Source organism: Streptomyces flavidovirens DSM 40150, from assembly GCF_000429085.1.
In the GTDB taxonomy this organism is placed as follows: Bacteria; Actinomycetota; Actinomycetes; order Streptomycetales; family Streptomycetaceae; genus Streptomyces; species Streptomyces flavidovirens.
Window position 1 is genome coordinate 312509 of the sequence record NZ_AUBE01000006.1, and the last position, 15299, is coordinate 327807.

11 protein-coding genes are annotated in these 15299 nt (G+C 69.7%); 2 read left to right on the plus strand and 9 right to left on the minus strand.

Annotation, left to right across the window (positions count from 1 at the left end; translation table 11 throughout):
* Positions 1-8 precede the first annotated feature (8 nt).
* From G412_RS0112665 to G412_RS0112685, 5 genes are all read right to left on the minus strand, one after another.
* Entirely contained in the window at positions 9-914 is a 906-nt protein-coding gene (locus tag G412_RS0112665; protein ID WP_028812424.1) for an ABC transporter permease, read from the minus strand.
* Positions 901-1863 carry an ABC transporter ATP-binding protein gene (locus G412_RS0112670; RefSeq protein ID WP_028812425.1) on the minus strand — a complete coding sequence of 321 codons (963 nt, stop codon included), beginning with the start codon at positions 1861-1863 and terminating at the stop codon, positions 901-903. Before G412_RS0112670 ends, G412_RS0112665 begins: the two co-directional genes overlap by 14 nt.
* A 12-nt stretch (positions 1864-1875) precedes the next feature.
* On the minus strand, positions 1876-3111 hold the full coding sequence (locus G412_RS0112675; protein ID WP_028812426.1) for a LolA family protein: 1236 nt from the start codon (positions 3109-3111) through the stop codon (positions 1876-1878).
* Between the two features lie 241 nt (positions 3112-3352).
* Positions 3353-4348, minus strand: coding sequence for a CHRD domain-containing protein (locus G412_RS0112680; protein WP_028812427.1), 996 nt, complete (start codon positions 4346-4348; stop codon positions 3353-3355).
* Between the two features lie 119 nt (positions 4349-4467).
* A complete protein-coding gene (locus G412_RS0112685) occupies positions 4468-5478 on the minus strand; it encodes a polyprenyl synthetase family protein (RefSeq protein ID WP_028812428.1) in 1011 nt (336 codons plus the stop codon).
* A 454-nt stretch (positions 5479-5932) separates the two neighbouring features.
* Between G412_RS0112685 and fahA the strand changes: the two genes are divergently transcribed.
* Together fahA and G412_RS0112700 are read left to right on the plus strand one after the other, a co-directional pair.
* On the plus strand, positions 5933-7162 hold the full coding sequence (gene fahA, locus G412_RS0112695) for a fumarylacetoacetase (protein WP_028812429.1): 1230 nt from the start codon (positions 5933-5935) through the stop codon (positions 7160-7162).
* Positions 7163-7265: 103 nt separating this feature from the next.
* Entirely contained in the window at positions 7266-7874 is a 609-nt protein-coding gene (locus G412_RS0112700; RefSeq protein WP_028812430.1) for a Uma2 family endonuclease, read from the plus strand.
* 45 nt (positions 7875-7919) lie between these two features.
* On the opposite strand, the gene recQ is transcribed toward G412_RS0112700, so the two are convergent.
* The 4 genes from recQ to nuoL form a co-directional block, all read right to left on the minus strand.
* Entirely contained in the window at positions 7920-9971 is a 2052-nt protein-coding gene (gene recQ, locus G412_RS0112705; RefSeq protein WP_051338304.1) for a DNA helicase RecQ, read from the minus strand.
* Between the two features lie 142 nt (positions 9972-10113).
* Positions 10114-11769 carry an NADH-quinone oxidoreductase subunit NuoN gene (gene nuoN / locus G412_RS0112710; protein WP_028812432.1) on the minus strand — a complete coding sequence of 552 codons (1656 nt, stop codon included), beginning with the start codon at positions 11767-11769 and terminating at the stop codon, positions 10114-10116.
* A complete protein-coding gene (locus tag G412_RS0112715) occupies positions 11766-13343 on the minus strand; it encodes an NADH-quinone oxidoreductase subunit M (RefSeq protein ID WP_028812433.1) in 1578 nt (525 codons plus the stop codon). Before G412_RS0112715 ends, nuoN begins: the two co-directional genes overlap by 4 nt.
* A gap of 5 nt (positions 13344-13348) precedes the next feature.
* On the minus strand, positions 13349-15289 hold the full coding sequence (nuoL, locus tag G412_RS0112720; RefSeq protein WP_028812434.1) for an NADH-quinone oxidoreductase subunit L: 1941 nt from the start codon (positions 15287-15289) through the stop codon (positions 13349-13351).
* Positions 15290-15299 lie beyond the last annotated feature (10 nt).

Here is a 15299-nt window from a genome sequence, read left to right on the forward strand (position 1 = left end):
TCACGCTGTCACGCTGTGATGTCCTTCGTCGTGAAACGCGCCCAGGCGGCGGAGCCGAACACCGCCGCGTACAGCGTCTGGAGTCCGAGATTGTCCAGCACCTCGTCCCAGTACACCGGCTCGCGCAGCAGGTCCGCGAAGGACAGCCAGTAGTGCGGGAAGAGGTACGGGTGGATCGCGTCCAGCTGCGGGATCGTGTCCAGGATCTGCACCGTGATCAGCAGCCCGACCGTCGCCGCCATCGCCGCGATGCCGCTGTTGGTGAGCGTCGAGACGAACAGGCCGATCGCCGCCAGCCCGGCCAGCGAGGCCGCTACGACGGCCGCGATCAGCACGGCCCGCAGCAGGCCGTCCCCGAAGCCGATCCGCGTGCCGGAGATCGTCGTGACCTCGCCCAGTGGGAAGAGCAAGGCCCCGGTGACCAGCGCCGATACGGCGACGACCAGGGTCGCGACCAGGCAGAAGACCAGGGTGGACGCGTACTTGGCGAGCAGCAGCCGGGTACGTCCGGCCGGGGCGACCAGCAGATAGCGCAGCGTGCCGGCGTTCGCCTCGCCCGCCACCGCGTCGCCCGCGACGACGCCGACGGCCATCGGCAGGAAGACCGGCAAGGTGGCGGCAAGCGCCGCGAAGACGAGGAAGAGACCGTTGTTCGTGATCTGGGTGAGGAACGCCGGGCCCGCGCCGCCCCCTTCTCGGCCTCCGCCACCGGACGGCGAACCACCGCTCGTCTCGATCTTCACGGCGATGCCGATGAGCACGGGTACGGCGGCCAGCACCGCCAGCAGCGCGAGCGTGCGCCAGCGCCGGAAGGTGGTGGTCAGTTCGGACCGGAAGAGGCCGAGGGTCCACAGCGGCCTGCGAGCCCGCGGGCCCTCCTTCGGCGGCCGGACCGCCGGCTCAGCCCGCGACATCGAAACCCTCTCCCGTCAGCGCCACGAACGCGTCCTCCAGCGAGGCCCGTTCGACGCCGAAGGACCTCACCCGTACATCGGCCCGCACGAGTGCGGCGTTGAGGTCCGCGAGGTCCACGTCTCCCTGCGGGAGCTCCCCGGTCACCCGAGCCTCCGTGACCGTCAGGTCGGTGACGCCCAGCTCCTTGAGCACCCGCGCCGCGTCCGCCGGGTCCGGTGTGGTGACGGCGAGCCGCCCGCGCGCGTCGGCCGCCAGCTCGGCGACCGGGCCCTGGACGACGAGCCGCCCCCGGGCCATCACCGCCGCGTGCGTACACACCTGTTCGATCTCGTCGAGCAGGTGCGAGGAGAGGAAGACCGTCGTACCGTCCGCCGCCAGCTCCCGTACCAGCGAGCGGATTTCGCGCATGCCCTGCGGGTCGAGGCCGTTCGTCGGCTCGTCGAGCACGAGCAGTTTGCGCGGCTGGAGCAGCGCTGACGCGAGCCCGAGCCGCTGTTTCATGCCGAGCGAGTACGCCTTGGCCTTCTTGCTCCCGGCGGCCGTCAGGCCCACCCGGTCGAGCGCCGCCTCGACCCGCGCCCGGCGGGTGCGCGGGTCGGCCGCCGGGTCGGCCGAGTCGTAACGGATCAGGTTGTCGCGGCCCGACAGGAATCCGTACAGCGCCGGTCCCTCGATGAGCGCGCCCACCTGCGGGAGGACGCTGCGGGCGGCGCCCGGCATGGGCCGGCCGAGCAGCGTCGCCGTACCGGATGTCGGTTCGATCAGGCCCAGCAGCATCCGGATGGTGGTCGTCTTCCCGGAGCCGTTGGGTCCGAGGAAGCCGAAGACGCTGCCGGCGGGCACCCTGAGTTCGAGGCCGTCGACGGCGAGCTGCCCGCCGCGGAAGCGCTTCGTGAGCCCACGTGTGGCGATCACGGCCTCACTGTCCACGGCGGACAACTCCTCCATCGCCGCTGTGCCTTACTTGGCCGCGTTGGCGGCCTGGACCAGCGCTTCCTCGGTGACCGCGCCGACGTACACCTTGCCGTCGTCCGTCATCAGGGCGTTGACGAGACGGGTCTTGAAGACCGTGCCCGAGCCGAACTCGCCGGACACCTTGTCACCCAGCGCGTCCATGAACTCCGCGGCCTCCGGCGGCACGTCGCCCTTCTCGGGCGCCTTGAAGCCGGCTTCGCCGCCGGGGGACGAGATTTCGGCGACCGTGGTCCAGCCGTTGCCGATGACGTTGAGTCCCTCGAAGTCCTTCAGGTCGTCGTGGCCCTTGAAGTCCTTGTCGAAGCCCTTCTTGAAGTCCTTCTCGTGGGCCTTCAGTTCGTCGGCCTCGGTCACCTTCGCGCCCTTGGGCGGGCTGAACCTGAAGGTGTCCGCGGACGGCTTCGCGAAGTCGACCTTCGTGAAGCCCGCGTCGATCGCGGCCTTGCCGCCGCTGCTCGGCGTGAGGGTGAACTTGAGCGGTACGCCGTTCTCGGCGTCGACCGCGACCCGGATGGACCCGATCGTCGAACCGGACTGCTTGGGCTTGATCAGCAGCTGGTACGCGTCCCGGCCCGCGACCTGCGCCGTACCGTCGACCGTGACCGATGTGGTGTCGTCCGCGGCCTTCAGCGCCTCCTCGGCCAGCTCCTTGGGGGTCGTCGGAACGCCCTCGGGCAGCTTCTCGCGCTTGCCCGAGTCCTTGGCGTCGGCGGGTGCCTCGGCGTGGAAGGCCTCGTTCGAGGCACTGTCGTACGCCCAGACCTCGCCGGCGTTGTGAATCAGGCTGTACTCCGCGGCGTTGCCCAGGATCGAGACCCGCTGCTTGTCCGGGCCGTCGGCCGCGACGCGCAGTGTGTGCGTACCGGAGGCGAGTTCCATCAGCTTGGCCTGCGGGTCGGCCGACGAGCCGTCGCCGCCGGTCTCACCCTTGGGCATCAGGCTGCCCGCCATGCCGCCGAGCGAGGGAATGCCCAGGTCGGTGTTGATCTTCACGGTGCCGGAGAGCTGCTGGGTGTCCGAGGCCGCGATCTTCTCGATCAGCTGCTGAGCAGAGATCTTCGGCAGGTCGGGGTCGCCGGAATCGGCGAGCGCCGGGACGAGCCCGATGGTCGCCGCCGCCACCCCCGCCACCGCGACCGGGACGATGTAGCGCGCCGCCTTCCGGCGCCCCGCGGCGAAGTCCCTGCCCTCGGTGGTCTGTGCGCTGTCGTTCGGTGCCATGTGTGCCCTACCTCCGTGGTTGGCGGCCGTCGTCCAGTTGCACTCGTCCACCCCGCGCCGCCATTCTCACCCGAATTGGTGGGGAGTGGTGGTTTCAATCTGACCAAAACGGCGGGCAGGAAGCGTCAGCCCCGGGGATCAACTCCATCTACTGCTACGGGATGACAACCGGCGTCGGCGCCTCCACCATCAGAGAGCGGAGACGCCGATTGCCCCTTGCATCCAGTTGCCGCGGTTGCCGCTATCGCTGGATGAAGACGTAGTACGCCTGATACGGAACGGCCGCCGACGAGCCCGCCGCGCAACTGCCGGCCGGCGCGACGCCGCCCACCGTGTTCAGCCGCAGAATCTCGGTGGTCTGGGCCAGGAGCCCGTGCTTCTCGCCGGACTGCTCGGCCTGGAGGGCGAGTTCCGGGATGTTGCCCGCACCGTTCGGGCTCTTGCTGATGAGCGAGCCCGTGACCGCGCTGTGGTCCTGGGCGATCCATTGCGGCGTACCGGAGTTCGGCCGTACGAAGGAGTGAGCGATGTCGCCGGCGAGTACGGCCCGTACGTCACGCTGCTGGAACGAGCGCTTGCCGTCCGTCCCCTTCACGCACGCGTAGATCTGCTTGCCCCTGACGACCGGTGACTGGAAGTTGTTCAGCGCGCGGTCGAAGTCGAAGCCGTTGGTGACCTTGTGGAACTGGCCGCGCACCGCGCCGGCCGGGAACTCGGCGGTGTGCAGGTTGGCGTAGAAGCTCGTCGGATTGGCCTTGAACGCCTTGAGCAGCGCCGCGTCCGCGACCTCGACCGAACCGGTCGCGTTCCGCGCCTCGCCCTTTCCGTTGCCCTTGTCCTTGCCGTGGCCCGTCCCGTGGCCGAGCTGCTCTGTGAAGTCGGCCTTGATGCCGCCGTTGGCGCCCTTGCGGCCCTGGTGGATGTGGAGCGCGGTCGGCTCGCCGGTGCCGCGCCACTCCACGGCGAACGACACCGTGCTGCCCTTGACCTTGACGAACTCCAGCGCGACGCCGTCCCGGTCGCCGAGGGCGGGCCCGCCCTCGACCGGTACCTCGTTGGCGCCGGTCAGGCTGGCCACGAAGAACGACGCCCCCGTGCCGCTGCCCGTACCGCTGCCGCCCCTGTCGGCGGCGATGGCCGGAACGACGGCGAGGGTGACGCCCGCCGCTGCCGCGACTGCGGTGATGCCGATGACGACGTCGCTCTTACGCCTGCGAATCTTCGCAATCGACCCCATGCCCGAACATCTCCCCGCTCCAGTGCCGCCGCCCCTGCGTCGACTTCCGGGCATGAATACGGAGCGAATACGATTCCGAACTCAACGCGACAATGTGACCTGAGTCACATCTCTCGCTACTACCCCGCGCGGTGCACCACCGCGTCGCACAGCTCCTCCAGAGCCGACTTCGCGTAGCACTCGGGAAGCGGCGCCAGCGAAGCCCTCGCCTCCTCGGCGTACCGGATGGTGTCGCGCCGCGCCTGCTCAAGGGCCGGGTGCGCGCGCAGCCGCCGCAGCACCTCGGCGAGCCTGGCGTCGTCCGCGAGGTCGCCGTCCAGCAGCTCGCACAGCTCGACGTCGTCCGGGCGCCCGTGCTCGGCGGCCTGTGCGCGCAGCAGCAGCACCGGCAGCGTGGGGATGCCCTCGCGCAGGTCCGTGCCCGGCGTCTTGCCCGACTCGTGGCTGTCGCTCGCGATGTCGAGTACGTCGTCGGCGAGCTGGAAGGCGGTACCGAGGCGCTCGCCGTACTGCGTGAGGATGTCGACGACGCGCTCGTCGGCGCCCGACATCAGCGCGCCGAAGCGGCCCGATACGGCGATCAGCGAGCCGGTCTTGCCGGCGATGACGTCCAGGTAGTGCCCCACGGGCTCCTGGCCCTCGCGCGGACCGGCCGTCTCCAGGATCTGGCCGGTGACGAGACGCTCGAACGCCTCCGCCTGGATCCGTACGGCTTCCGGCCCGAGGTCCGCCAGAATGTGCGAAGCGCGCGCGAAGAGGAAGTCGCCGGTGAGGACCGCGACCGAGTTGCCCCAGCGGGCATTGGCGCTGGCGACCCCGCGGCGTACGTCCGCCTCGTCCATCACGTCGTCGTGGTACAGCGTCGCCAGATGCGTCAGCTCGACGACCACGGCAGAGGGCACGATGCCCGGCGCGTGGGGGTCACCGAACTGCGCGGCCAGCATGACCAGCAGCGGCCGGAACCGCTTGCCCCCGGCCCGGACCAGATGCCGGGCGGCCTCCGTGATGAAGGGCACCTCGCTCTTGGTGGCGTCGAGGAGTCCTTCCTCGACGGCTGCCAAGCCGGTCTGGACATCGGTCTCAAGAGCCTGGTCCCGCACGCTCAGTCCGAACGGCCCGACGACGGTCACGAGGGTCACTCCTGTCTGCTGACGATCACACGGATTGTCGATGTGTCGCTGCCTTCACTCAAGTCAGCGTATCCGGTCGCCTTTCGATCACGGTGAGCGCCTTCCCGTGGCCCTGAGCACAGCCCGATGGGCCCGGTATGCCCCTTATCAACCCACGCGGTAATAAATACTACCTTTACTCCGCGCCGTGTCCGATGCCCGCCCCGAGGGCGATCACGCCGCCGTCGGACAGCCCCGCGGGCTGCTGACGCCGTCCGGCCTGGACGGACCTGGGAAGCCGCTCGCACCCTTCGGTCAGGGTCCGGCCGCGCCCGTCTCCCCAAAGGGACGCCAAGCCGGAATTCCCCCTCCAGCAAGGCTTTTTCGGACATTGCGAACTCTTTTGGCACTGCCCTCCCGGGCGACACCCACGTAACGTGTTGTCCTCCACGACCTGGAAAGCGAGGCAGCACCGATGCCCGAGCAGAGCCCGCTCGACCTGGCCGAAGGCGACCTCTTCGGCCCGCACAACCTCCCCTACGGTGTCTTCTCCACCGCGGACGAGCCCGAGCGCCGCCGTGTCGGTGTCCGTATCGGCGGCCATGTGCTGGACGCGGGGGCGGCAGCGCTCACCCTGGGCTCTCCGTACGCGGCGCTGCTCGCCCAGCCGACACTCAACCCGCTGCTGGCGGCGGGGCGTACCGCTTGGCGCGACGTACGCCGGGCGCTCACCGCGTGGGTGACGAGCCCGGCGCACCGCGCCGACATCGAACCCCTGCTGCACCCGGTCACGGCGGTCACGCTGCACCTCCCGTACGACGTCGCTGACTACGTCGACTTCTACGCGAGCGAGCACCACGCCACGAACGTCGGCAAGATCTTCCGCCCCGACGGCGACGCGCTGACCCCCAACTGGAAGCACCTGCCGATCGGTTACCACGGCCGGGCCGGCACGGTTGTGGTGTCCGGTACGGACGTGGTGCGCCCCAGCGGCCAGCGCAAGGCCCCGGCGGACCCTGCCCCGGTCTTCGGCCCTTCGGTCAAGCTCGACATCGAAGCGGAGGTCGGCTTCATCGTCGGCACGCCTTCCACTCACGGCACGCCGGTCCCGCTGGCGGACTTCCGGGAGCACGTCTTCGGTCTGTTCCTCCTCAACGACTGGTCCGCGCGGGACATCCAGGCCTGGGAGTACGTGCCCCTCGGCCCCTTCCTGGGCAAGTCCTTCGCCACCTCCGTATCGGCGTGGGTGACCCCCCTCGAAGCGCTGGACGCGGCCCATGTGGCGCCCCCGGCCCGCGACTTCCCCCTCCTCCCCTACCTGGACGACTCCCACGAGGAGGAGCCCGGCGGCTACGACGTCCGCATCGAGGTGAAGATCAACGGCGAGGTGGTTTCGTCTCCGCCCTTCTCGACCATGTACTGGACGGCGGCGCAGCAGCTCGCCCAGATGACGGCGAACGGTGCGTCGCTCCGTACGGGCGACCTCTTCGGCTCCGGCACGGTCAGCGGCCCCGAGGTGAACCAGCGGGGCTCCCTCCTCGAACTCACCTGGAACGGCCGCGACCCGATCGAACTTGCCACGGGCAAGCGCACGTTCCTGGAGGACGGCGACGAGGTGACGATGACGGCGTGGGCGCCGGGCCCGCACGGCACGAGGGTAGGCCTGGGCGAGGTAACGGGGCGGATCGTTCCGGCATCGGAGTGACGGGGTGAGCGAACCTCCCCCGTACACACGAACGGGGGAGCCGCTTGCGAACACCCGCCGTACGCTGGACAGACCCGCCAGACTCCGTCCCATGGGAGCACTGATGAGCGTCGTACCCGAGGACCCGGAGCCCACGTGGCCGGTCCCGCCCCCGGGCGGCTGGACCGCCGACGACCTGGACCGGCTTCCGAATCTGCCTCCGCACACGGAGCTGATCGACGGGAGCCTCGTTTTCGTGAGTCCACAGACCCTCTTTCATTCGCGGGCGGTCAGCTTCTTCGAGTGGCAACTGCAGGCCATCGCCCCGCCGGAGCTGGAGGTGGTGCGCGAGTTCACCATCGACATCGACCGCTACAACCGGCCCGAGCCCGACGTGATCGTCGTGGACGGGGACGTCATCGAGGACCCGGAGCAGACCCGGTTCCCCGCCGGGGCAGTGCGGCTGGCGATCGAAGTCGTCTCCGCCGAGTCCAGGTCGCGGGACCGTGAGACCAAACCGGTGAAGTACGCGCGCGCCAAGATCCCCCACTTCTGGCGGGTCGAGAACAACGGTGGCCATGCTGTCGTCTATGTCTTCGAGCTGGAGCCGAGCACCGGGGCGTACACAAGCACGGGGATCTTCCACGACCGCATGAAGGTGTCGGTCCCGTTCGCCGTTGATCTCGACCTCAGCCGCATCACCCCTCGCCGGAAGGCCGGCGGCCAGCAGTAGAAGGAGCTGGGCCCTCGGGGCCCAGCTTCTCCCCGCCACCGGCGCTCACTGCGACTCGGGCGGCTCCGTGTCCCACTCGGGCTCCGCGTCCCAGTCCCAGTCCGCCGCCCCACCGTCCGCACCCGGGGACGCCGAGGCCACCGCCCCGACCGGGGCCACCACCCCGACCGGTCCTGCCGGTGCCGCCACCGGCGCCGACGCTCCCGCCCCGCCCTGCGAGGCCAGTACGCCCAGCACGCCCTCCCCGTACGTGGCCAGCTTCTTCTCGCCCAGGCCGGCGATGGCACCCAGCTCCGAGACCGAACCCGGCCGCACCGTCGCGATCTCCCGCAGCGTCGCGTCGTGGAAGATCACGTACGCCGGTACGCCCTGCTCGCGCGCCTGCTCCGCGCGCCACGCCCGCAGCGCTTCGAAGACCGGTACCGCCTCCGCCGGCAGGTCCGCCTTGGCGGCGGCAGCCTTCGCCTTGCGCTCGCCCTTCGCGGACGCGGACCGCGCGGCCGGCACCGCCTTCGCCTCCTTGCGCAGGCGCACCTCACGCTCCCGGCTCAGCACAGAGGCACTCTCCTCCGTCATCACCAGCGTGCCGTACTCACCCTCGACCGCCAGCAGCCCCTGCGCCAGCAGTTGTCGCACCACGCCCCGCCACTCCACCTCCGCCAGCTCCTCGCCGATGCCGAACACCGATAGCTGGTCGTGGTCGAACTGGATCACCTTGGCCGTCTTGCGGCCCAGCAGGATGTCGATGATCTGGCCCGCCCCGAACTTCTGCCGCCGCTCCCGCTGCAACCGCACCACCGTCGACAGCACCTTCTGCGCCGGCACCGTCCCGTCCCACGTCTCGGGCGGGGTCAGGCACGTGTCGCAGTTGCCGCAGGACGGCGCACCGGGCTCCTGCCCGAAGTAGGCCAGGAGCTGTGCCCGCCGGCACTGCGCGGTCTCACAGAGGGCGAGCATCGCGTCCAGATGCGACGCCGCACGCCGCCGGAACGCCTCGTCACCTTCCCCGCTCTGGATCATCTTGCGCTGCTGCACCACGTCTTGGAGGCCGTACGCCATCCACGCCGTCGACGGCATGCCGTCACGCCCGGCACGGCCCGTCTCCTGGTAGTAGCCCTCGACCGACTTCGGGAGGTCCAGGTGGGCGACGAACCGCACGTCCGGCTTGTCGATGCCCATACCGAAGGCGATGGTCGCGACGACCACCAGCCCCTCCTCCCGCAGGAACCTGGACTGGTGCGCCGCGCGCGTCCCCGCGTCGAGCCCCGCGTGGTACGGAACCGCCTCGATGCCGTTGCGGCAGAGGAACTCCGCTGTCTTGTCCACCGAGTTGCGCGAGAGGCAGTAGACGATGCCCGCGTCCCCCGCGTGCTCCTCACGCAGGAACGACAGCAGCTGCTTCTTCGGGTCCGACTTCCCCACGATCCGGTACTGGATGTTGGGGCGGTCGAAGCTCGCCACGAAGTGCCGGGCCTCCGGCATGCCGAGGCGTTGCGTGATCTCCCGGTGCGTGGCGTGCGTCGCGGTCGCCGTGAGCGCGATCCTCGGCACCTCCGGCCACCGCTGGCCCAGCACGGACAGGCTCAGGTAGTCCGGCCGGAAGTCGTGGCCCCACTGGGCCACACAGTGCGCCTCGTCGATCGCGAAGACCGAGATCTTGGCGCGGGACAGCAGATCAAGCGTCGCGTCCAGACGCAGGCGCTCCGGCGCCAGGTACAGCAGGTCCAGCTCCCCGGCCAGGAACTCCGCCTCCATCGCGCGCCGCTCGCCGAAGTCCTGCGTGGAGTTGATGAACCCGGCCCGCACACCGAGCGCCCGCAGCGCGTCGACCTGGTCCTGCATCAGCGCGATGAGCGGGGAGATCACGATGCCCGTACCCGGTCTGACCAGCGCCGGGATCTGGTAGCACAACGACTTTCCGCCGCCGGTCGGCATCAGTACGACGGCGTCCCCACCCGCCACCACATGCTCGATGACCGCCGCCTGCTCGCCGCGGAACGCGTCGTACCCGAAGACGCGGTGCAGCGTTTCCAGGGCGTCGCTCCGCGTCACCTCACCGGCCTCGGCCGCCTCGACCATGCCACCTGTCCCGTCCATCGCCCTGTCCCCCGTACGTACCGTGCCCGGCTCCCCACGATAGGGGCACCCACTGACACCACCGCCCAAAAGCTGCCGCCCGGCACCCCTACGAGGAGGGACACCGGGCGGCAGCACCCACACACCACGGTCAGTCGTACGGTCAGCGGACGAAGACTCCCGCCTGGCCGGCCAGATCCAGGAAGTACTGCGGCGCGACGCCGAGCGCCAGCGTCACCGCGACGCCCACCCCGATCGCCGCCGTGGTCAGCGGCGACGGCACGGCGACCGTCGGGCCGTCGGCCCTCGGCTCGCTGAAGAACATCAGGACGATCACCCGGATGTAGAAGAACGCGGCGATCGCGGACGAGATCACACCGACCACGACCAGCGCCCCGGCACCGCCCTCGGCCGCCGCCTTGAAGACCGCGAACTTGCCCGCGAAGCCCGACGTCAGCGGGATTCCGGCGAAGGCCAGCAGGAACACCGCGAAGACCGCCGCCACCAGCGGCGACCGCCGCCCCAGCCCCGCCCACTTCGACAGGTGCGTCGCCTCGCCGCCCGCGTCCCGCACCAGCGTGACCACGGCGAAGGCGCCGATCGTCACGAAGGAGTACGCCAGCAGGTAGAAGAGGACGGACGAGATGCCCTCGGGCCTGGTCGCGATCACACCGGCCAGGATGAAACCGGCGTGCGCGATCGACGAGTACGCGAGGAGCCGCTTCATGTCGGTCTGGGTGACCGCGACGATCGCGCCGCCCAGCATGGTGATGATCGCGATGGCCCACATCACCGGACGCCAGTCCCAGCGCAGGCCCGGCAGTACGACGTACAGCAGCCGCAGCAGGGCACCGAAGGCGGCCACCTTGGTCGCGGCGGCCATGAAGCCGGTGACCGGGGTCGGAGCGCCCTGGTAGACGTCCGGGGTCCACATGTGGAAGGGGACCGCGCCGACCTTGAAGAGCAGGCCCATCAGGATCATCGCGGCGCCGATGAGGAGCAGCGCATCATTGCCCATGGTGTCGGCCAGCGCCGGGTCGATCTGCTTGACCGTGCCGTCGACGACGCTCGCGATCCTGGCGTACGAGACGGAGCCCGCGTACCCGTACATCAGCGCGATCCCGAAGAGCAGGAACGCCGACGAGAAGGCGCCGAGGAGGAAGTACTTCACCGCGGCCTCCTGCGACATCAGCCGCTTGCGGCGGGCGACGGCGCACAGCAGGTACAGCGGGAGCGAGAAGACCTCCAGCGCCACGAACAGCGTCAGCAGGTCGTTGGCCGCCGGGAAGACGAGCATCCCGGCGATCGCGAAGAGCAGGAGCGGAAAGACCTCGGTGGTGGTGAACCCGGCCTTCACCGCCGCCTTCTCACTCTCACTGCCCGGTACGGACGCGGCCTGGGCGGCGAACGAGTCGACGCGGTTGCCGTGCGCGTCCGGGTCGAGCCTGCGCTCGGCGAAGGTGAACACGGCGATCAGCGAGGCCAGCAGGATGGTGCCCTGGAGGAAGAGCGCCGGGCCGTCGACCGCGATCGCGCCCTCCGCCGCGATCTGCGCCTTTGTCGTGCCGTACCCGCCGGCCGCGAGCGCCACGACCGCCGCGAAGGCGGCGGCGACGGCGACGACCGACAGGAAAAGCTGTGTGTGGTACCGCGCCTTGCGCGGCACCACCGCCTCGACGAGTACGCCGACCACGGCCGCGCCGACGACAATGAGCGTCGGTGACAACTGGGCGTACTCGATGTGCGGGGCCGTGAAACCGCCGTCGGCGCCGGGCGCCGCGACCGTCGTCCACAGGCTGTGGACAGCTGATGCGCTCACTTGGCCGCCTCCGCCTCAATCTCGGGGGTGGGGTCCGTTTTCCGGACGTCGTTCATGGTGTGCTGCACGGCCGGGTTGACGATGTCCGTCAGCGGCTTGGGGAAGACGCCGAGGAGCAGCAGCAGCGCGATCAGCGGGGCGACGACCACCAGCTCACGGGCCTTGAGGTCGGGCATGGTCCGCACCTCGGCCTTGACCGGGCCCGTCATCGTCCGCTGGTACAGGACGAGCGTGTAGAGCGCGGCGAGCACGATGCCGAGGGTCGCGATGACTCCGGCCACGGGGTACGCCGCGAACGCGCCGACCAGCACCAGGAATTCGCTGACGAACGGTGCCAGGCCCGGCAGCGACAGCGTCGCCAGGCTGCCGACCAGGAACGTCCCGGCGAGCACCGGGGCGACCTTCTGCACACCGCCGTAGTCGGCGATGAGCCGCGACCCGCGCCGCGTGATCAGGAAGCCGGCCACCAGCATCAGCGCGGCGGTCGAGATCCCGTGGTTGACCATGTAGAGCGTCGCGCCCGACTGGCCCTGGCTCGTCATCGCGAAGATGCCGAGCACGATGAAGCCGAAGTGCGAGATCGAGGCGTACGCGATCAGCCGCTTGATGTCGCGCTGACCGACCGCGAGCAGCGCGCCGTAGACGATGCTGACCAGCGCCAGCACGATGATGACGGGCGTGGCCCACTTGCTTGCCTCCGGGAAGAGCTGGAGGCAGAAGCGCAGCATCGCGAAGGTGCCGACCTTGTCGACGACGGCCGTGATCAGGACGGCGACCGGGGCGGTCGCCTCGCCCATGGCGTTGGGCAGCCAGGTGTGCAGCGGCCACAGCGGCGCCTTCACGGCGAACGCGAAGAAGAAGCCGAGAAACAGCAGCCGCTCCGTGTTGGCCGCCATCTCCAGCTCGCCGCTCGCCCGCGCCTCGGCGATCTCCGCGAGCGAGAAGCTCCCGGCGACCACGTAGAGACCGACGACGGCGGCCAGCATGATGAGCCCGCCGGCCAGGTTGTAGAGGAGGAACTTGACGGCGGCGTACGAGCGCTGGGTGGCCGCCGCCCCGTCGGTGCCCGCGTGCGCCCGGTCCCCGAAGCCGCCGATGAGGAAGTACATCGGGATGAGCATGGCTTCGAAGAAGATGTAGAAGAGGAAGACGTCGGTGGCCTCGAAGGAGAGGATCACCATCGCCTCGACCATCAGGATCAGGGCGAAGAACCCCTGGGTCGGCCGCCAGCGTGACGACTTCGTCTCCAGGGGGTCGGCGTCGTGCCAGCCCGCGAGGATGATGAAGGGGATCAGCAGCGCCGTGAGCGCGATCAGCGCGACGGCGATGCCGTCCACGCCCAGTTCGTACCTGACCCCGAAGTCGGGGATCCAGGCGTGGGATTCGGTGAGCTGGTAGCGGTCGCCGCCGGGCTCGAAGCGGACGACCACGAGGGCCGCCAGTACGAGCGTGGCGAGCGAGAAGGCCAGCGCCAGCCACTTGGCGGCCGTTCGGCGCGCGGCGGGCACGGCGGCGGTCAGGATCGCACCGGCCGCCGGGAGCACTGCCGTAACCGTCAACAGGGGAAAGGACATCTTGATCAGACCGCCCTCATCAGCAGGGTCGCGGCAATGAGGATCGCCGTACCGCCGAACATCGAGACCGCGTACGTGCGGGCGTAGCCGTTCTGCAGTTTGCGCAGCCGGCCGGAGAGCCCGCCGACCGTGGCCGCTGTTCCGTTGACCACGCCGTCGACCAGAGTGTGGTCGACGTACACCAGCGAGCGGGTGAGGTGCTCGCCGCCGCGGACCAGGACGACGTGGTTGAAGTCGTCCTGGAGGAGGTCGCGCCGGGCGGCGCGGGTCACGAACGAGCCGCGCGGGGCGACGACCGGGACGGGCTTGCGGCCGTACTGGAGGTACGCGATGGCCACGCCCGCCAGCAGGACGGCGACCGTCATGCCGGTGATCACCGGGACGCTGATCGGCGGGTGCGGGTGGTCGAACTGCGTCACCGGCTCCAGCCAGTTCACGAACCGGTCCCCGATGCTGAAGAAGCCGCCCGCGAAGACCGACCCGAAGGCGAGCACGATCATCGGGATCGTCATCGACCTGGGCGACTCGTGCGGATGGGGCATCTCACCGGGGTGCACCTCGATGCCGGGCTCGACACTGGCCGTCTTGTCCGGGTCGGGGGCGGGCTGCCAGCGCTTCTCGCCGAAGAACGTCAGGATCATCACGCGCGTCATGTAGTACGCCGTGATGCCCGCGCCCAGCAGCGTCACCGTGCCGAGGATCCAGCCCTGGGCGCCGCCCGAGGCGAAGGCCGCCTCGATGATCTTGTCCTTGGAGAAGAAGCCGGACAGGCCCGGGAAGCCGATGATCGCGAGATAGCCGAGCCCGAACGTCACGAACGTCACCGGCATGTACTTCCGCAGGCCGCCGTACTTCCTCATGTCGACCTCGTCGTTCATGCCGTGCATGACCGATCCGGCGCCGAGGAAGAGGCCTGCCTTGAAGAAGCCGTGCGTCACCAGGTGCATGATCGCGAAGGCGTAACCGATCGGGCCGAGGCCCGCCGCCAGGATCATGTAACCGATCTGCGACATCGTGGAGCCGGCCAGCGCCTTCTTGATGTCGTCCTTCGCGCAACCGACGATCGCACCGAAGAGGAGCGTGACCGCGCCGACCGCCACGACGGCGGTCTGCGCGTCGGGAGCGGCGTTGAAGATCGCGCCGGAGCGGGTGATGAGGTAGACGCCTGCGGTCACCATGGTGGCGGCGTGGATGAGGGCCGAGACCGGGGTCGGGCCCTCCATCGCGTCACCGAGCCACGACTGGAGCGGCACCTGCGCCGACTTGCCGCACGCGGCCAGCAGCAGCATCAGCCCGATGGCCGTCATCTTGCCCTCGGACGTCTCCCCCGTCGCCTCCAGGACCGGCCCGAAGGCGAAGGTGCCGAAGGTGGTGAACATCAGCATGATCGCGATGGACAGACCCATGTCACCGACGCGGTTGACGATGAAGGCCTTCTTGGCCGCCGTCGCCGCGCTGGGCTTGTGCTGCCAGAAGCCGATGAGCAGGTACGACGCCAGACCGACGCCCTCCCACCCGAAGTACAGCAGCAGGTAGTTGTCGGCGACGACCAGCAGGAGCATCGCCGCGAGGAAGAGATTCAGGTAACCGAAGAAGCGGCGCCGTCGCTCGTCGTGCTCCATGTAGCCGATCGAATAGATGTGGATCAGCGTGCCCACACCGGTGATCAGCAGCACGAACGTCATCGACAACTGGTCGAGCTGGAACGCGATGTCACCCTGGAACCCCTCGACGGGAATCCAGCTGTAGAGGTGCTGGCGCATGGTCCGCGCCTCAGCGTCGTACCCCAGCATCGCGCCGAACAGCACTACGCCGACCACGAACGAGGCCGCCGCGAGGGCCGTGCCGATCCAGTGACCCACCCGGTCGAGCCGCCGCCCGCCGCACAGCAGGACGGCCGCTCCGAGCAAAGGCGCTGCGACGAGCAGCGCAATCAAGTTCTCCACGATTCTTGCG